The sequence below is a fragment of the Streptomyces sp. NPDC034099 genome (genome assembly GCF_055575415.1).
The window spans coordinates 298,647-316,200 of sequence record NZ_JBVISR010000007.1 but is presented as its reverse complement, the minus strand read 5'-3'; the positions used below and the strand labels follow the sequence as shown (position 1 = coordinate 316,200).

The 17,554-nt window shown below is 74.1% G+C and carries 18 protein-coding genes; 9 read left to right on the top strand and 9 right to left on the bottom strand.

All coding sequences use genetic code 11. The features are described from left to right. Window positions 1–42: 42 nt before the first annotated feature. Genes ACZ56V_RS22125 through ACZ56V_RS22115 form a run of 3 tightly spaced genes read left to right on the top strand, consistent with a single transcriptional unit; the run spans window position 43 to window position 3,385 of the window. Window positions 43–1,311: a PP2C family protein-serine/threonine phosphatase gene (locus ACZ56V_RS22125; protein WP_398913691.1), complete on the top strand. Its 1,269-nt coding sequence runs from the start codon at window positions 43–45 to the stop codon at window positions 1,309–1,311. Continuing rightward, window positions 1,308–2,945 (top strand): sensor histidine kinase, encoded by a 1,638-nt coding sequence (locus tag ACZ56V_RS22120; RefSeq protein WP_467380808.1) that lies wholly within the window; start codon window positions 1,308–1,310, stop codon window positions 2,943–2,945. Before ACZ56V_RS22125 ends, ACZ56V_RS22120 begins: the two co-directional genes overlap by 4 nt. Further along, window positions 2,942–3,385 (top strand): response regulator, encoded by a 444-nt coding sequence (locus ACZ56V_RS22115; protein WP_356372622.1) that lies wholly within the window; start codon window positions 2,942–2,944, stop codon window positions 3,383–3,385. Before ACZ56V_RS22120 ends, ACZ56V_RS22115 begins: the two co-directional genes overlap by 4 nt. Here the strand turns inward: ACZ56V_RS22115 and ACZ56V_RS22110 are convergent. Then, the gene (locus ACZ56V_RS22110; RefSeq protein ID WP_356372624.1) at window positions 3,379–3,762 is read right to left on the bottom strand and encodes a DUF2267 domain-containing protein; all 384 of its coding nucleotides are present in this window, start codon (window positions 3,760–3,762) and stop codon (window positions 3,379–3,381) included. The two genes, ACZ56V_RS22115 and ACZ56V_RS22110, sit on opposite strands and share 7 nt — an antisense overlap. Window positions 3,763–4,203: 441 nt before the next feature. Here ACZ56V_RS22110 and ACZ56V_RS22105 point away from each other — a divergent pair, with 441 nt between their 5' ends. Then, window positions 4,204–4,635, top strand: a complete 432-nt coding sequence (locus ACZ56V_RS22105) for a MarR family transcriptional regulator (protein ID WP_468944526.1) — start codon at window positions 4,204–4,206, stop codon at window positions 4,633–4,635. A gap of 44 nt (window positions 4,636–4,679) precedes the next feature. On the opposite strand, the gene ACZ56V_RS22100 is transcribed toward ACZ56V_RS22105, so the two are convergent. Beyond that, entirely contained in the window at window positions 4,680–5,498 is an 819-nt protein-coding gene (locus ACZ56V_RS22100; protein ID WP_398913683.1) for a rhomboid family intramembrane serine protease, read from the bottom strand. Between the two features lie 135 nt (window positions 5,499–5,633). Between ACZ56V_RS22100 and ACZ56V_RS22095 the strand changes: the two genes are divergently transcribed. After that, the gene (locus ACZ56V_RS22095; protein WP_398913681.1) at window positions 5,634–5,981 is read left to right on the top strand and encodes a hypothetical protein; all 348 of its coding nucleotides are present in this window, start codon (window positions 5,634–5,636) and stop codon (window positions 5,979–5,981) included. A 13-nt stretch (window positions 5,982–5,994) separates the two neighbouring features. On the opposite strand, the gene ACZ56V_RS22090 is transcribed toward ACZ56V_RS22095, so the two are convergent. Both ACZ56V_RS22090 and ACZ56V_RS22085 read right to left on the bottom strand, forming a co-directional pair. Beyond that, window positions 5,995–7,392, bottom strand: coding sequence for an FAD-dependent oxidoreductase (locus tag ACZ56V_RS22090; protein ID WP_468944523.1), 1,398 nt, complete (start codon window positions 7,390–7,392; stop codon window positions 5,995–5,997). A gap of 27 nt (window positions 7,393–7,419) precedes the next feature. Further along, window positions 7,420–8,412, bottom strand: a complete 993-nt coding sequence (locus ACZ56V_RS22085) for a DUF4349 domain-containing protein (protein WP_468944521.1) — start codon at window positions 8,410–8,412, stop codon at window positions 7,420–7,422. A 157-nt stretch (window positions 8,413–8,569) separates the two neighbouring features. Between ACZ56V_RS22085 and hemG the strand changes: the two genes are divergently transcribed. Beyond that, window positions 8,570–10,054 (top strand): protoporphyrinogen oxidase, encoded by a 1,485-nt coding sequence (hemG, locus tag ACZ56V_RS22080; protein WP_468944518.1) that lies wholly within the window; start codon window positions 8,570–8,572, stop codon window positions 10,052–10,054. Between the two features lie 4 nt (window positions 10,055–10,058). Continuing rightward, complete coding sequence (gene hemQ / locus ACZ56V_RS22075) at window positions 10,059–10,790, top strand: hydrogen peroxide-dependent heme synthase (RefSeq protein ID WP_398913673.1); 732 nt, start codon at window positions 10,059–10,061, stop codon at window positions 10,788–10,790. Window positions 10,791–10,916: 126 nt separating this feature from the next. On the opposite strand, the gene ACZ56V_RS22070 is transcribed toward hemQ, so the two are convergent. From ACZ56V_RS22070 to ACZ56V_RS22055, 4 genes are all read right to left on the bottom strand, one after another. Next, entirely contained in the window at window positions 10,917–12,500 is a 1,584-nt protein-coding gene (locus tag ACZ56V_RS22070) for an alpha/beta hydrolase (RefSeq protein ID WP_468944515.1), read from the bottom strand. Window positions 12,501–12,615: 115 nt separating this feature from the next. Beyond that, complete coding sequence (locus ACZ56V_RS22065) at window positions 12,616–13,413, bottom strand: TIGR04222 domain-containing membrane protein (protein ID WP_398913670.1); 798 nt, start codon at window positions 13,411–13,413, stop codon at window positions 12,616–12,618. 116 nt (window positions 13,414–13,529) lie between these two features. Further along, window positions 13,530–14,846, bottom strand: coding sequence for an MbnB/TglH/ChrH family RiPP precursor modification enzyme (locus tag ACZ56V_RS22060; RefSeq protein ID WP_468944679.1), 1,317 nt, complete (start codon window positions 14,844–14,846; stop codon window positions 13,530–13,532). An 89-nt stretch (window positions 14,847–14,935) separates the two neighbouring features. Continuing rightward, window positions 14,936–15,688, bottom strand: coding sequence for an aminoacyl-tRNA hydrolase (locus ACZ56V_RS22055; RefSeq protein ID WP_468944511.1), 753 nt, complete (start codon window positions 15,686–15,688; stop codon window positions 14,936–14,938). Window positions 15,689–15,800: 112 nt separating this feature from the next. Here ACZ56V_RS22055 and ACZ56V_RS22050 point away from each other — a divergent pair, with 112 nt between their 5' ends. Further along, window positions 15,801–16,655, top strand: coding sequence for an ABC transporter ATP-binding protein (locus ACZ56V_RS22050; RefSeq protein ID WP_468944508.1), 855 nt, complete (start codon window positions 15,801–15,803; stop codon window positions 16,653–16,655). Further along, window positions 16,652–17,326, top strand: coding sequence for an ABC transporter (locus ACZ56V_RS22045; RefSeq protein ID WP_467380822.1), 675 nt, complete (start codon window positions 16,652–16,654; stop codon window positions 17,324–17,326). The genes ACZ56V_RS22050 and ACZ56V_RS22045 overlap by 4 nt, the downstream gene beginning before the upstream one ends. On the opposite strand, the gene ACZ56V_RS22040 is transcribed toward ACZ56V_RS22045, so the two are convergent. Beyond that, on the bottom strand, window positions 17,318–17,548 hold the full coding sequence (locus ACZ56V_RS22040) for a hypothetical protein (RefSeq protein WP_398913662.1): 231 nt from the start codon (window positions 17,546–17,548) through the stop codon (window positions 17,318–17,320). The two genes, ACZ56V_RS22045 and ACZ56V_RS22040, sit on opposite strands and share 9 nt — an antisense overlap. Between the last annotated feature and the right edge of the window lie 6 nt (window positions 17,549–17,554).

The window sequence follows — 17,554 nt, the reverse complement described above, 5'->3', positions numbered from 1 at the left end:
GTACGTCGTGGCAGAGGGATGGACCGGGGAGGGATGGGGCCGATGCTGTCGGAAGGGCCTGGGGCTGCCGTCGTTCCGCCACAGTGGGCACCGCCGACGAGTGAGCCGGCGGGCGACGGTGCGGTGTGGGCGTGGCAGGAGCCGGCGGTGCTGCTCATCGAGGACGACGCCGCCGACGCGATGCTGGTCGAGGAACTGGTCGCGGACAGTGCGCCGGGCATGCGGCTGACCTGGGCGCGTTCGCTCGGTGAGGCCCAGGTGGAGCTGGCGAACGGGCGGCCGGACTGTGTCCTGCTCGATCTTCATCTGCCCGACGCGCAGGGGCTCGCGGCACTGGAGCGGGTGCTGCGGGCGGCCGACGGGGTCGCGGTCGTGGTGCTGACGGGCCTGGCGGAGGAGCAGACCGGGCTGGCGGCGGTGGCGGCCGGTGCCCAGGACTACCTCGTCAAGGGCCGCGTCGAGCCCGAGCTGTTCGGCCGGGCGGTGCGCTACGCGATTCAGCGCAAGCAGGCCGAGCAGGCCGCGGCGGCCCTGCAGGCGAGCCAGATGCGGGCGCAGGAGAACTCCCGGCTGGAACGGGGCCTGCTGCCGACACCGCTCCTGCGGTCCGACTGCCGCGTGGAGGTGGTGGCGCGTTACCGTCCGGGGCGCGCGCACGCGCTCCTGGGCGGTGACTTCTACGACGTGGTGCAGTCGGCGGACGGCACGGTGCAGGCGCTGATCGGTGATGTCTCGGGGCATGGCCCGGACGAGGCGGCCCTGGGGGTGGCCCTGCGGATCGCCTGGCGCACCCTGGTCCTCAGTGGTGCCGACACGGCGCGGCAACTGCGCATGCTGGAGGAGATCCTGAGCGCCGAGCGCTCCGGTACGGAGGTCTTCGCCACCTTGACCGTGGTGTCCCTGTCTCCGGACGGGGAGACGGCAGGCGTGACCCGTGCGGGACACCCCGGGCTGCTGCTGCGATCCGGCTCCCGGGTGGAACGGGTGGAAGTACCCGGCGGGCCGGCCCTGGGAATTCTGCCGCCCGGCGAGTTCGCCTGGCCGGTCCACGAGCTGCGGCTTCCGGCCGGGGCGGGCCTGGTGCTGTTCACCGACGGCCTGTTCGAGGGCCGTATCGGTGAGGGCAATGAACGGCTGGGCGAGGAGGGCCTGCTGCGGCTGGCCCGGGACGCGGGGACGCTGCGCCCGGAGGCGTTCGTCGACGCGCTCATCGGGGGGGCCGAGGCACTGGCGGAAGAGGACGGGGGCCTGCTCGACGACGTCGCCGTGGTGCACCTGACCCGAGAACGAGAAACGACCGAGGACCGATGACCACAGCACCCGTCCGACCGACGACCCCGCGGGGGCGCGGGCACGCCCTCACCGTGCAGGGCTGGTTCCTCCTGGTCCTCGCCTTCATGGCCGTCATGGTGGTGGCCGGCACCGCGGTGGGCGCGCACCTGCTCGACCGCACCGCACAGGTCACGGACCAGATGACCGACCAGATACAGCCCGCCCGCGCCGAGGCGTACCGGCTGCAGACGGCGTTGGTGAACCAGGAGACCGGCGCGCGCGGCTACGCCATCACCGCCGACCGCCGGTTCCTCGCTCCCTACACCGAGGGCAAGGAGGACGAGGCGGACTCGGCCGCGCGACTGGGTCGCCTGCTCGCGGGCCGCGAGGAACTGCTCGACGACGCGCAGGCCGTTCGGCGAGCCGCGGCCTCCTGGCGTCGCGACTACGCCGATCCGCTGGTGGCCAGTGTGAGGCCGGGCGATCCGCGCCGTGCCGACAGCCGGGCCGCCGAACGCGGCAAGGAGGCCTTCGACCACATCCGGGCCCTGTTCGAGACGCAGAACCAGCACCTCGCACAGGCCCGGGACGCCGGTCACGCCGAACTGGTCAGGGCGCGCACCCAGCGCAACTGGGTGCTGTCGGCACTGGTGGCCGCCTTCCTGCTCGGCGGCGCGCTCATGGCCGCTCTGATACGCGTCCTGGTGGCGCGTCCTCTGTCCCGGCTGCGCTCGGCCTCCCGCCAGGTCGCGGACGGCGACTTCGACGAGCGCATCGCGGCGCACGGCCCGTCCGACGTGCGCTCGGTCGCCGAGGCCGTCGAGGACATGCGCCGACGCGTGGTCGACGAACTCGGCGCCTCGCAGGAGGCGCGGCAGCGGCTGGTCGAACAGGCCGCCGACCTGGACGCCCACGCCGAGGAACTGCGCCGGTCCAACGCCGAACTGGAACAGTTCGCCTACGTCGCCTCCCACGACCTCCAGGAACCGCTGCGCAAGGTGGCGTCCTTCTGCCAGTTGCTGGAGAAGCGCTACGGCGACAAGCTGGACGAGCGCGGTGTGCAGTACATCGACTTCGCGGTCGACGGCGCCAAGCGCATGCAGGTCCTCATCAACGACCTGCTCACCTTCTCCCGGGTCGGACGACTCAACGACGCCCACGTGTCCGTGCCCCTCGACACGGCCCTGGACAAGGCGCTGGCCAACCTCGCCACCGCCATCGAGGACGCCGGGGCCCGCATCGAGCGCCCGGACAAGCTGCCCGAGATCACCGGCGACCCCACCCTGATCGTGATGCTGTGGCAGAACCTCATCGGCAACGCCGTCAAGTTCCGCCGGCCCGATCAGCCCGCCGAGATCCGCATCACCTGCGACGAGGTCCCCGACCGTACGGAAGGGCCGGCCTGGCAGCTGAGCGTCAGCGACAACGGCATCGGCATCCCCGAAGAGTTCACCGAGAAGGTCTTCGTCATCTTCCAACGCCTGCACGGCCGCGACGCCTACAGCGGAACCGGTATCGGCCTGGCCCTGTGCAAGAAGATCACCGAGCACCACGGCGGCAGGATCTGGATCGACACGGGCTACACCGAGGGCACCCGATTCTGCTTCACCCTGCCCGTCCCCGTCGCGGAGCAGGCCGTACCCACCCCCCTTCTGGAAGGAACCTCCTCGTGAGGAATCCCGCGCAGCCCATCGACGTCCTGCTCGTCGAGGACGACCCCGGTGACGAGTTGATGACCCGTGAGGCGTTCGAGGACAACAAGATCGGCAACACGCTCCACGTCGTCCGCGACGGTGAGGAAGCCCTCGACTTCCTCTACCGCCGCGGCCCCCACGCCGAGGCGCCCCGGCCGGATCTGATCCTGCTGGACCTGAACCTGCCCAAGTACGACGGGCGCCAGGTCCTGGAGAAGATCAAGAACGAGGAGGAGCTCGCGCACATCCCCGTCGTGGTCCTGACCACCTCCGCCGCGGAGGAGGACATCCTGCGCAGCTACAAACTGCACGCCAACGCCTACGTCACCAAGCCCGTCGACCTGGACCAGTTCATCGCCGCCGTCCGTCAGATCGACGACTTCTTCGTCCAGGTCGTCCGCCTCCCGCACCGTCACTGACGGGAGGGGTCCTCGCAGCCGAAGAGGGGCGCGTATCCCGGCGGCAGCTGGGTCAGGATCCGGCGCAGCAGCGGTCGTTCCGCCGTGGCCGCCACCGTCGGCAGGACGGCCATGACCGCCCGGCGTGCCTCGGCCGACGTGCCCGTTCCCACGGCCACCGCGTCGAGGAAGCCGGCCGGGGTCAGCGGCTCGTGTGCCGGGACGGCCTCGGTCAGCCACGGCGTCGTGGGCGGCGGCAGCAGCGACGCCAGGTCGGTCCGGTCGTCCCCCACGAGATGGGACCCCAGGGCCGACAGGACACTGCGCGCGGCGTGCGCCGCGGCGTCGTGCGTCGCGTACGCGCCGCGTCGGCAGATCTCGTCAACAAACGAATCCATCGGATTCTCCCTGTTGCTGATCGTTCGCCCGTTGTCGGGTGCCCCTTCTGATGTCCGCACATTCCGTGAGGAAACGTGCGCACGCCGGATTCGGGCCGGACGGCGGCCCGGTGTACGCCGGTCGGGCGTACGGCTCCGGAACGTCCGTCCGCGCCCACCCGTACGGGTCGTTCCGCTTGAAGGCCCGGCCCTCGACGCTGTTGTGCGGGGCCGCCCCGCGGACAGCACGTTCAGCGGTCACGAATGTGTTCACGAGGAGAAGTCCAATCATGTGCGTGGCATACCGGAATGTGCGGACATGTGCTCACGGCGGAAAGGTCCGGTGACCGAGTCTCTGCGGCCGGAGCGCGCCCCCAGTACGCTGACGGCCGTCCCAGTGTCTGCGAGAGTACGAGCGGGAGTACGACCCGCCCCGGCCCCCAGCCCGACGAGGTCGCACGCGTGACCTCGACGGCCGCGGAACTCCTGGGAGTGCTCTGGGGCCGCACCTCGACGGCTCCCGCCTCGGCCTCCCGACTGCGCGTACTGCTCATCCTCGAACACCACGAGGGCATCGACCTGCGCACCCTTGCCGACTCCCTCGCTTCCACGCCGCCCTCCACCAGCCGGCTGTGCGACCGGCTGCAGGCCATCGGGTTCGTCGACCGCGTGGTGAGTCCGTCCGACCGCCGCGAGGTGCGCCTGCGTCTCAGCGACCGGGGCCGGGACTTCCTCGACGACCTGCGCGCACGCAGGCAGCGCGAACTGCGGGCGGCGCTGGACGGTATGCCCGCGGCCAAGCGGGCCGCGCTACCCGAAGGCCTGGAAGCCTTCTTCGACACCGCGTCAGACCGGATACACCACGAGGCCGCCTCCGAAGCCCGGTCCGCCTGATCCACTTCTGTTTCGGCAGGCGCCTGATCCGGCGCGGCCGGCTCCTACGGGTCCGGTCGGGCCCGGCGGCCGAAGAGGATGCCGCGTGGTTCCGGTGGTGGGGGAGTGCCGCGTTTGAGCGGCCAGGCGAGGAGCATGCCGACCGCGAAACCGACCACGTGGGCCACGTAGGCGACGGTGCCGGCGTCGGACACGCCCTGGCCGCCGGAGTAGAGCGCCTGGAGGACGAACCACAGGCCCAGGACGATCCAGGCGGGCAGCCGCAGCGGCAGGAAGATCAGGAAGGGGACGAGGACCCAGACGCGGGCCCTCGGATACAGCACCAGGTAGGCGCCCAGCACCCCGGCGATCGCGCCCGACGCGCCGATCAGCGGGGCGCCCGAGTCGGCGTTGAGGAGCGCGAAGCCGTAGGTCGCCGCGTAACCGCACACGCCGTAGAACAGCAGGAAGGGGACGTGGCCCATCCGGTCCTCGACGTTGTTGCCGAAGATCCACAGGAAGAGCATGTTGCCCAGCAGGTGCGGCCAGCCGCCGTGCAGGAACATCGCCGTCAGGACGCTCAGCTCCGGCGACTTGTCGTAGCCGGGCGGCGCGACCACGCAGCCGGGCCCCTGCGGGCCGACCCCGACGGCACCCGTGGGCACCAGGCGGGGCATCCGGTGCTGGAGCAGCTCCTGCGGCACCGCCGCCCAGTGGTCCAGGAAGGCCTGGAGGTCACACATCTGCGCGAGGCTGCCGTCGCCCGTCGCCGACCCGGTCATGCCGGGGGTGAACAGGAACACCAGGACGTTCGCGAGGATCAGGGCGTACGTCACCCACGCGGTCCGGCGCGTCGGGTTCACGTCATGGACGGGGATGACCACGAGACACTACTGCCCGCCCGGCGGGCGGTGTACCGGTCCGTCCCGTTGAACGCCCCCGTCCGTGTGTACGTATGCCCTCTCAACCGCCCGCGGTCCGGGGAAGGCGGGGCGCGGGGACGACGTGAGGAACAGGCGATGAACGAACGGGTCACACCGGCTCCGGCGATGCACGCCCTGCCCGACGGCGAGGCCGAGGTCGCCCTCGTGCTGCGGCTGCCCTGGGAGGACGTCGCCCGGCTCGGTCAGGAAGCGGGACGGCTGGCCGCGCAGATGCAGCGGCCGGTGACCCTGGACGAGGCGGTGAGCCACCGGCTGCGCGCCACCCGGGCCGCGACGCACGCCAGGCCGGCCGGTGAGCAGCCGCCCGCCGTGGCGAGTGCCCCGACGCCGGTGACCACCCCGGGCTCGGTGTCCTCCCTGCCGTCCCGGCCCCCGGCCGAGCAGGCCCGGCAGGCCATCGACCGCATCAACGGGACGGGCTGACCGGGCAAGCCCCTCAGCGCTGCTCCTCGACCGCCCGCGCCGCCTTGCGCGCCGCCACCAGCACCGGGTCCCACACCGGGGAGAAGGGCGGCGCGTATCCCAGGTCCAGGGCGGTCATCTGCTCGACCGTCATCCCGGCCGTGAGGGCCACCGCGGCGATGTCGACCCGCTTGCCCGCGCCCTCACGGCCGACGATCTGCACGCCGAGCAGCCGCCCGGTGCGCCGCTCGGCCAGCATCTTCACGGTCATGGGCGAGGCGTCCGGGTAGTAGCCCGCGCGGCTGGTGGACTCGACGGTCGCCGTCACGAACCGCAGCCCCGCCCGGAGCGCGTCCTTCTCCCTGAGGCCGGTCCGCGCGATCTCCAGGTCGCAGACCTTGCTGACCGCCGTGCCGACCACGCCCGGGAAGGTGGCGTAGCCGCCGCCCACGTTGGTGCCGATGACCTGCCCGTGCTTGTTGGCGTGGGTCCCCAGCGGAATGTGCCGCTCCCGGCCGGAGACCAGGTCGAGCACCTCCACGCAGTCGCCGCCCGCCCAGATGTTCTCGTGGCCGCGCACCCGCATCGCCAGATCGGTCAGCAGCCCGCCGTGCGCGCCGAGCGGCAGCCCCGCGGACCCGGCGAGCCCCGTCTCGGGCCGTACCCCGATGCCGAGCACCACCACGTCCGCCGGGAACTCGGCGTCCTCCGTCGCCACCGCCCGGACCCGGCCGTCGTCCCCGGTCAGCACCTTGGTGACCTCGGCGCCGTCGACCATCGTGATGCCGAGACCCTCCATCGCCTCGTGCACCATGCGGCCCATGTCCGGGTCGAGCGTCGACATCGGCTCGCGGCCGCGGTTGACGACCGTCACCTCGTAGCCGCGGTTGATCAGCGCCTCGGCCATCTCCACGCCGATGTACCCGGCGCCGACGACCACCGCGCGACGGCCACGCGTGCGGGCCAGCGTGTCGAGCAGCGCCTGCCCGTCGTCCAGCGTCTGCACCCCGTGCACCCCGGGCGCGTCGACACCCGGCAGCTCCGGCCGGATCGGCCGCGCCCCGGTCCCGATCACGAGCTTGTCGTACGACGTCCAGGACTCGGCCCCGGAATCCACGTCACGCGCGCGGACCCGCCCCCCGGCCACGTCGATCTCCGTGACCTCGGTGCGCATCCTGAGGTCGATGTCCCGGGCGCGGTGCTCCTCGGGCGTGCGCGCGACGAGCTGGTCCCGTTCGGGCACGTCGCCGCCGACCCAGTACGGGATGCCGCACGCCGAGAACGAGCTGAAGTGACCGCGCTCGAACGCCACGATCTCCAGCTCGTCCGGACCCTTCAGCCGACGCGCCTGCGACGCCGCGGACATCCCCGCGGCGTCGCCTCCGACGACGACCAGCCGTTCCCTCGTACCGCCCGCAGCGCTCATGCTCATGCGAACACGCTACGCGGGCGGGGCATTTCACTCCCGCCCGTCGCCCTCCCCGCCGGGGGCCGCCTCCCCACGCGGCGCCGCGGACGCCGGCGCCGGACGGCGCGGCAGCCGGCGGCGTACGACCCGCAGCCACAGCAGTGCGAGCAGCGCCGCCACCGCGGCGAACGGCAGCACGGCGCCGAGCACCACCGCCACCCAGCGCAGCATCGTCACGAAGGCGTCCCAGCCGCCGGCCAGCGCGTCCATGAATCCGGGGTCGTCGTCCTCCTTCTTCTCCTCGTGCTTCACCGGGGTCTCCGACAGGGAGAGGGTGATGGTGGCCAGGCTCGTGCGGTCCTTCAGGGTCGCCTGCCGGGCGAGCAGCGCCTCCAGCTCCGCCTGGCGCGTGCTCAGCTCGCCCTCCAGGGACACCACGTCGCTCAGCTTCGTCGCCCGGTCCATCAGCTCGCGGACCCGGGCCACACTGGCGCGCTGCGACTTGACGCGGCTGTCCACGTCCACCACCTGGTCGGTGACGTCCTCGGCCTTCGCGTCGCGCCGGAGCAGCTTCCCGGCGCCCTCCAGCTCGTCGAGTACGTCCTCGTACCGCTCCACCGGCACGCGCAGTGTCACCTCGGTCCGCTCGTGGCCCTCCGCGTCCCGGGTGGTGGACTCGTCACCCACGTAACCGCCGGCGTTCTCGGTCGCGGTGCGGGCCGCGTCGAGCGCCTCGGACGTGTCCCGGACCTGAACGCTCAGGGAGACGGTGCGGATGAGGTGGGCCGGGGCGAGCTTCGGCGGGGCGCTCGCGTCGGCGCCGTCGGCCCGGCCCGCACCGGCCGCGCCGGTCCCGTCGTCGGCCTGCGAGCCCTCCGCCCGCGCCCCGTCCTGCGGCGCGGCCGCCTTGGCGCCGCCGCCCGAGTCGGAGCCGGCGTCCGCCCCGCTGCAACCGGTCAGGGCCAGCGCCGTGACCAGCAGCAGGCCGGCCGCGGCGCGGGCGGGTGGCACGGATCTTCTCGTCGTTGCTCGTCGTGTCCGCATCGTGGGTACCCCCCGGGGTCGTAGCGACTGATGTCTCTACGACGCACGCGGGGGCTCGTACGACGGCGCGGAACGGTCCCGAAGAGATCACGGTCCGGACTCGCGGGACGGACGGGTGCGCGGAAACGCGGGAACCGGGGTCTGAGACGCTGGGGGCATGAGCGCAAGCGAGACCACGGCGGGCAAGACTCCCCCGGAAGAGGAACCTGGACACGTAGTCGTCGTAGGAGCCGGTATCGCGGGACTGGCCGCCGCCCACCGCCTCCTGGAGGGCGGCGCCCGGGTGACCGTTCTGGAGGCATCCGGCCGCGTCGGCGGCAAGCTGCTGCCCGGCGAGATCGCCGGAGTGCGCGTCGACCTCGGCGCCGAGTCGATGCTGGCCCGCCGTCCGGAGGCCGTCGGCCTGGCCCGCGCCGCCGGACTCGCCGACCGCCTCCAGCCGCCGTCCACCGCGTCGGCCTCCCTGTGGACCCGCGGCGCCCTGCGCCCCATGCCCAAGGGCCACGTCATGGGCGTCCCCGGCACCGCCGCCGCCGTGTCCGGCGTGCTCTCCGAGGAGGGCCTCGCCCGCATCGAGCGCGACGCCGCACTGCCCCGCACCGAGGTCGGCGACGACGTGGCGGTGGGGGAGTACGTCGCCGCGCGGCTGGGCCGCGAGGTCGTCGACCGCCTCGTCGAACCCCTGCTGGGCGGCGTCTACGCGGGCGACGCCTACCGCATCTCCCTGCGCTCGGCCGTGCCCCAGCTCTTCGAGGCTGCCCGCACCCACACCTCCCTCACCGAGGCGGTCCGCGCCCTCCAGGGCCGCACCGCCACCTCCCCGGCGAGCGGCCCGGTGTTCATGGGCATCGAGGGCGGCATCGGCACCCTCCCGCCCGCCGTCGCCGCGTCGGTCCGCGCGCGCGGCGGCGAGATCGTCACCGACGCGCCCGTCACCGAGCTGCGCCGCACCCCGTCCGACGGCTGGCGGATCGTCGCCGGCGACCGGGTGCTGCACGCCGGCGCGGTCGTCGTCGCCGTCCCCGCCCGCCCCGCCGCCGAACTGCTGCGTGCCGAGGCGCCCGCCGCCGCGGCCGAGCTGTCCGCCGTCGAGTACGCCTCGATGGCGCTGATCACGCTCGCCTACCGCCGCTCGGAGGCCGCCGCGCTTCCCGAGGGCAGCGGCTTCCTCGTACCGCCGGTCGACGGGCACACCATCAAGGCGTCCACCTTCGCCTCCCGCAAGTGGGGCTGGATCGCCGACGAGGACCCCGACCTGGTCGTCCTGCGCACCTCGGTCGGCCGGTACGGCGACACGGAGGTCCTCGGCCGCGACGACGCGGGCCTCGTCGCCGTCTCCCGGCACGACCTGGCCGAGGCCACCGGGCTGACCGCCACGCCGGTCGCCACCCGCGTCACCCGCTGGCAGGACGGTCTGCCGCAGTACCCCGTCGGCCACCACGCGCGCGTGGCCCGCGTCCGCGAGCACGTCGCGAAACTCCCGGGCCTCGCGGTGTGCGGCGCGGCCTACGACGGCGTCGGCATCCCGGCCAGCATCGCGAGCGCGTACGCGGCCGTCGACCAGATCCGGGGCGACCTCGCAGGTGTGGAGCAGCTCACGGCCCACCCGGTGCAGAGCCTGCACGGCGGAGCGGGAGAATAGGCCCATGAGTGACGACGCCTCCACCCCCGCGGCCGAGCGCATCCCCAACAAGGGCAAGCTGGCCAAGGACCTCAACGAGGTCATCCGCTACACCCTCTGGTCCGTCTTCAAGCTCAAGGACACCCTCCCCGAGGACCGCGCCGGGTACGCCGACGAGGTCCAGGAGCTGTTCGACCAGCTCGCCGCCAAGGACGTGACGATCCGCGGCACCTACGACCTGTCCGGGCTGCGCGCCGACGCCGACCTGATGATCTGGTGGCACGCCGAGACCGCCGACCAGCTGCAGGAGGCGTACAACCTCTTCCGCCGCACCAGGCTGGGCCGTGCGCTGGAGCCGGTCTGGTCGAACATGGCGCTGCACCGCCCCGCCGAGTTCAACCGCTCGCACATCCCGGCCTTCCTGGCCGACGAGACGCCGCGGAACTACATCAGCGTCTACCCGTTCGTGCGCTCCTACGACTGGTACCTGCTGCCCGACGAGGACCGCCGCCGCATGCTCGCCGACCACGGAAAGATGGCCCGCGGCTACCCGGACGTGCGCGCCAACACGGTCGCCTCCTTCTCGCTGGGCGACTACGAGTGGATCCTCGCCTTCGAGGCCGACGAGCTCCACCGCATCGTCGACCTCATGCGCCACCTGCGCGGCTCCGAGGCCCGCCGCCACGTCCGCGAGGAGATCCCGTTCTACACGGGGCGGCGCAAGGGCATCGGCGAGCTGGTCGCCGGGCTGGCCTGATCAGCCGGCGTGGCTGCGGGTCGGCCGGGGGTCCGGGGGTTGTCCCCCGGGAGATGCAGCACGGGGCGCCGCAAGGGCATCGGCGAGCTGGTCACCGGGCTGGCCTAGTCGAAACCGCCTGATCCGTCAGGCCCTCGGCTTCGGTTCCGGGCGCGGGGCGCACGACGTGTCCCGCGCCGGGAGGCGGCCCTCCAGCAGGTACGCCTCCAGGTGGCCGTTGACGCACGCGTTGGGACCGGCCGCGATGCCGTGCGTCCCCGCGTCCCGCTCGGTCACCAGCACCGAGCCCGCCAGCCGCCGCCGCAGCTCCAGCGCCCCCTCGTAGGGAGTCGCCGCGTCCCGTTCCGCGGCCAGGACCAGCGTCGGCGGCAGCTCGCCCGGCGCGGTGCGCACGTCGAGGGGCCGCTGCCGGGGCGCCCGCCAGTAGGCGCACGGCAGGTTCGTCCAGACGTTGTCCCAGGTCTCGAACGGCGCCCGGCGGGCCAGCCGCGTGTTGTCCCGGTCCCAGACCTCGAAGTCGGTCGGCCAGGGCGCGTCGTTGCACTCCACGGCCGTGTACACGGCGTTGGAGTTCTCCGCCCCGACCGCGCCCTCCTCGGTCCGCGTCCCCGCCTGGTCGACCAGCGGCTGCGGATCACCCTTCAGGTACGCCGACAGCGCCTCCGCGCGGTGCGGCCAGTAGTCGTCGTAGTACCCGGCCTTCAGGAACGCCCCCTGCAACTGCGCGGGGCCCACCGTCCCGCCCGCGGGCTCCTCCGCCAGCCGCGCGCTCGCCTCCTCGTAGCTGTCCTGCACCTTCCTCGCCGTGTCCCCGAGCCCGTACACGGCGTCGTGCTCGGCGACCCACTCCTTGAAGTCGTCCCAGCGGTCCTCGAACGCCTCGGACTGGTCGAGGTTGTTGCGGTACCAGACCTGCTCCGGGTCCGGGTTCACCACCGCGTCGAACACCATCCGCCGTACGTGCGACGGGAACAGCTCGGCGTACAGCGCGCCGAGGTAGGTGCCGTACGACGCGCCCAGGAAGGTGAGGCGCCGCTCGCCCAGCGCGGCGCGGACCACCTCCAGGTCCCGGGCGTTGTTGAGCGAGTGGTAGTGCCGCAGTGCCTCCCCGCCCCGTTCGGCGCAGTCGCGCGCGTACGCCTCGGCCTCGGCGGCGCGCTGCTCCTTGTACGCGTCCGAGGGCCGCGTCGGGGCGGGCCGGGGCCCCTTGAAGAAGTCCCCGGGGTCCTGGCAGGACAGCGGCGCGGAGGGCGCGACCCCGCGCGGGGCGTAGCCGACGAGGTCGTAGGCGGCGGCGATGCGCTTCCACTCGGGCACCATGCCCACCAGCGGGAAGTACAGCCCGGAGGCGCCGGGGCCGCCCGGGTTGAAGAGGAGGGCGCCCTGGCCGGGCACCTCGCGCTTGCCGTCGTCCGGGTCCTTGCGGGTGGCCCGCACCCGGCTGACGGTCAGTTTGATCCGCTTCCCGTCGGGACGGGCGTAGTCCAGCGGCACGGACACGGTGCCGCAGCGGATGCCGCGCGGCAGCTCCGCCGCCTTCGGGCACCTGCCGAACTCGATCCCGGCCGCCGCCGCGCGCCGGGCGGCCACGGCGGTACCGCGCGCCTCGGCGGACCCGGGTCCGGCCGGGGGCACGGACTGGGCCGGGGTGGCGGCGAGGGTGGTCAGCAGCAAGGACCCGGCGGCCGAGTAGAGGGCGGCAGCTCGCATCGCGTATCCCTTCGGTGCACGGTGTGACAGAAGGGATGTTTGGTGCGCCGGCCGGGCGGGGCAAGCACCGCCCGCGGGTGTCGCCGCCGAGTGCCTCCGTGCGCCCCCGGCGCGGTCAGGCGCGGCGCTCCCCGTGGTCCCCGGCGTACTTCTCGCGGTGCGCGAAGGCCGCACGCAGGTCCGGTTCGCCGATCGCGTGGACGCCGCGCACGGCGACCGAGGTGAGGAAGGTCCGGTCGTCGGCCGCGCCGTCGGCCTGCCGGACGAGGGCGCCGACCAGCCGCTGCCCGGCGGGGGAGGCCCAGCGCGCGTACGGGTGGATCTCCATGCGGGTGATGGCGAGGCACCCCAGGGTCAGGGCGAGCGGCAGCGCGAACCAGAGGGCGATGAGGAGACGCGGCTCGGTGGCGGGCAGCGGCAGCGCCAGGGCGACCAGGCCGAGCGCGCACACGGTCACCGCGGCGACCCGCACCCGCCGCACCCCGGCCGCGACGCCACCGGCGCCGCCGTCGGGGACCGCGAGGCCCGCTCCGACCAGCCGGTCGGCCAGGCTCCGCACCGCGTCGGCGGCGGCCGCGGCGGCCCGTACCGGCGCTATCCGCGACTGTCCCCCGGGTCCTATCGCGCCTATGACCGACCGCTCCATGTCGTCCCGGCCGCACGGGTCGACGACGGTCGCCCAGCCGGTGTGCGCGAGCAGCAGCCGGCGCTGGCGCGCCATCGAGACCAGCGTCAGGTCGGCCACCCGCCGCGGGCCGCCGGACAGGAACGCCGCCTCGTACAGCGTCAGCGTGTGCTCACGGACGGCGGCGCGCGGTTCGACGGCCGCCGCGCGCACGGCCGCCAGGCACAGCCGCAGGCAGGCGAGACCGGCGACGGCCCAGGCCGACAGGAGGAAAAGGACCCAGAACATGCCGTACTTCTATGCCAAGGGCTTTCGCCGGCGCCATGCCCTTTTCACATTCCGGGACGCAGTGTTGTGCGTATGTGACGTTCCGTTCGTTGATGTCCCCCGACCCTGTCCCCGGTTCAGCGGCGGAGCAGAACGCGCCTGGTCGCACGGGCCAGCCGGACCCCGGGACGCGCCGAGCGCGGCACCGGTCCCGACCGCTCCAGCCACCACTCCCGCAACTCCCGCCGCACACCCGGGGCCTCGTCCCCGGGCGCCGTCCGCAGCACGTGCGCGACGAAGTCGAGGGCGTCCCGCCGGTAGCCGCCGGTCATCGGACAGCCCTGCGCGTACGCGAGGAAGGCCGGCCGGTACCGCGCGCCCAGGATCACCGGCAGCTCGGGCGCGACTTTCCCGACCACGTCGGCCCGCTTCCCGGCGAGCGCCCGCGCCTGCACGCCCAGCCGCACCCGGTCGAACCCCTCGGGCACGGGCGTCCCCGCGACCAGCGCGGACAGCAGCGCGGCCTGCGCCAGCCCGAGCCGCTGCCGTACGGCGTCGTCGGCGCCGTAGCCCGCGTCGGTACGGGTGCGCGGGGTCCGGGCGGCCGCCCCGCTCCCGGTGGCCGCCGCCCGCCCCTTCTCCACGGCGACGCGGATCGCCTCCACCTCGCCCCGCAGCTCGTCGCCTTCGGGGAAGTTCTCGTCCCGCTCCAGCAGGACGCCCGGCGGTGCGACGCGCGAGGCGAGGTCGGTCAGGATGTCCAGCACCGGCCGCGGTACGGGGTGGGCGTGGCTGTCGTGCCAGACGCCGTCCCGCTCGAAGCCGCCCGCGACATGGACGTACGCGACGGCCTCCAGGGGCAGCTCGCCGAGCGCCCGGGCCGGGTCCTCACCCAGGTTGACGTGGTTGGTGTGCAGGTTCGCCACGTCGATCAGCAGCCGCACACCGGTCCGGTCGGCCAGCTCGTACAGGAACTGCCCCTCCGTCAGTTCCTCGCCCGGCCAGGACACGAGCGCGGCGATGTTCTCCACGGCGAGCGGCACGGGCAGCGCGTCCTGGGCGATGCGCACGTTCTCGCACAGCACGTCGAGGGCGTCCCGGGTACGCGGCACGGGCAGCAGGTGCCCCGCCTCGAGGAGCGGTGTGGCGGTCAGCGCCCCGCCCGCCCGTACGAACGCGATGTGCTCGGTGACCAACGGCGACCCGAGCACCTCGGCCCGCTCGGCCAGCGCCGCCAGCCGCCCCGGGTCCGGCCGGTCCGCGCCGCCGAGCCCGAGCGAGACCCCGTGCGGCACGACGGTCACCCCGCGCTCGCGCAGTCGCAGCAGCGAGTCGGGCAGATGCCCGGGACACAGGTTCTCGGACACGGCCTCGACCCAGTCGATGCCGGGCATCCCCTCCACGACGTCCGCGATCTCCGGCCGCCATCCGATACCGGTGCCCAGCCGCGCCATGCGCTCCATGGTTGCCTCCCCTCCGGCGAACATGTCGGGGGTATCGCCCACCCGGCCCGGGCCGAACCCCGGGCGGGGCATGTTCAGAGCTACATCTGAGGTTCCCGCCGCAGCGCCGGGTGGTCCGCCACCACCGTGCAGGAGCCCGGTGCGATCTCCGTGAACCCGGCGTCGCGGACCACCGGCAGGGCGCCGGTGGTGAGGCCGGGCCAGCGGGCCGGGTCCGCGGTGCGCACCGAGAGCGGGAAGCCCGCGTCGCGCCAGGCCGTCCGCTCGCCGTCCGACAGTTCCCACCAGGCGAGCTGCGCCCCGTGGCCCGCCTGGGCCATCGCCTTGCCCGCCGACATCTCCAGGTCCGGGTTCATCCAGAGCACCGGCGCGGTGGGGTCGGCGTCGGCCGGCGGCTCGGGGTCGTCGAGGTCGGTGCCGGAGACCTGGAGGCGGGCCAGGTCCTTGGGCCAGCCGTCCAGCGGAACGGGCGGGAAGACCCGCACCTCGGCCGTCCTGCCGGTGACCGTGATGCCGGGCAGCGCCTCGGCCCGGCGCCACTCGGCGCCGCGGGCCCGCCGTACGACCTTGCGGATGCGGGCGTCCTGCCAGTCCCGCACCGCCCGCGCCCACTCGCCGTCACCGGTCGACCGCTCGTCGGCGAGCATCACCAGCACCGCACGGGCCGCGGTCTCCAGCGCGTCGGTACGGGGCGGCGGCGCCGCCCGCTCGATGCGCACGACCAGCGGCAGCACGAACTGCGGCGCGAGGTCGCGGTCGCCGGGCTCGGGACGGAAGGGGCTGTCGGGGACGGGAACGGGGGCGGGGACGGGCGTCGTCGGGTCGTTGCTCACGCCCTACAGTCTGCCAAGCCTCCCGCCCGAGCCTGCCAAGTCTCCCGCTGGAGGCCCGCCAAGCCTCTCGTCCGTGCCCGCCGGGCCTCCGGCCCGCGAGAGTATGGCCCCCATGCGACCCGATCTGCGGCTGGACGGCGTGGGACGCCGCTACGGCATCCGCGGCCCCTGGGTGCTGCGCGGGGTCGATCTGGACGTGCCGTCCGGCACCCTCGTCCGCGTCGAGGGTGCCAACGGCACCGGCAAGTCGACGCTGCTCCGCCTGCTCGCCGGGATCGACGCCCCCACCGAGGGCCGCGTCACCGGCCGCCCGCGCACGGCCTACGTCCCCGAACGCTTCCCGCCCGCCCTGCCCTTCACCGCCGCCCGGTACCTCACCCACCTCGGCACCGTCCACGGGCTGTCCCGCCGGGCGGCGGCCCGTGCCGCCGGGCAGTGGCTGGAGCGGCTGGGGGCCGCCGGGTACGCCGACACACAGCTCTCCCGGCTCTCCAAGGGCAGCAGCCAGAAGGTGGCGGTGGCGCAGGCGCTGCTCGCCGAGCCGGAGCTGCTCGTCCTCGACGAGGCGTGGACGGGGCTCGACGTCGACGCGCGGGGGGAGTTGGAGCGGGCGGTCGCCGAACGGACCGCGGCCGGCGGCGCCGTGGTCTTCGTCGACCACGATCCGCGCCGCCTGGCCGGGACGACCGACGCCGTGTACACCGTGCGCGACGGCGCCCTGCACCGAACTACCGGACCGGAACCGGTTCCGGCCGGGCCTCGGGTCGTCGTCCGGGTGCAGGGTTCGCCCGGCGCCGCCCTGCCCGCCGAGGTGCACCGGCTCGCCGCCTCGGCGGAGGAGGATGGCCCCGGTTTCCACACGTTCACCGTCCCCGCCTCGCACTCCGACGTCGTGCTGCGCAGGCTCCTGACGGCCCGGCCGCCCTGGCACGTGGTGGGCGTGCACGACCCGGAGGACCACCGATGACCGCTCTCCTGCGCTACCAGACCGCCCTCCTGCTGCGCTCCCAGCGCTGGCTGCCGCCCGTCGTCCTGTACGCCGCCGCTGTCGGCATCGGCGTGCAGGGCGGGCAGCCGGTCCTCGACTCGCTGGGCTGGGCGGCGGCCGTGCTGCTGCCGGTCGCGGCCTGGCTGGTGCGGATCTGCGTCATGGGAGAGCCGCCCGCCGCGCGGGGGTGTGTGTCGGCGGCGCGCGGTCCCGGGCGGGCCCACCTGGCCGCCGTGCTCGCGGCGCTGGCGGCCGCCGTCGTCCTGGGCTCGGTCGCGACCGTGGTCGTGACGCTGATCAGCGACCCCGCCAGCACCGGTCACGGAACGCGCGTGCCCCCGCTCCCGGCGGCCGGCGCCGGACTGCTCGCGGCGCTCGTCTGCGCCCTGCTCGGCACCGCCGTCGGCGCGCTCACCGCCTGGCCGGTGCTGCGCTCGCCCGGCCGCGCGGTCCCCGCCCTGCTGCTGGCGGCCCTGCTGGCACTGGTGGCGTCGGGGTCCCCGGCGCGGGCGGCGGTCGCCGACCTGGTCACCGGGTCGAAGTCGGGCGCGGTACCGCTGCCGCTGCTGCCGCTGGCCGGGGCGGCGGTCATCGCGGCCGCCGCGATCGCCGCGGCCTGTGCGCTGAGTTCGCGCAGGCCGTCAGCCTGAGCAGGCGGTGCGCTGCGCCTCCTGCCACTCGCAGACCGTGCAGAGCGTGACGCCCTTGTACGCCTCCGGGTACTCCGTCGGTTCCCGGCACAGGACGCATTCCGCGTACGGCGGGCCGTCGGCCCTGGGCGGCCGGGGCGCGGTGCCGATCAGGGAGTAGCCGCCGGGCTCGCAACCGGGGCCGTCGGGGCCGTCGGCGCCCCGGTCGTGTTCGCTGCTCATGCCTCC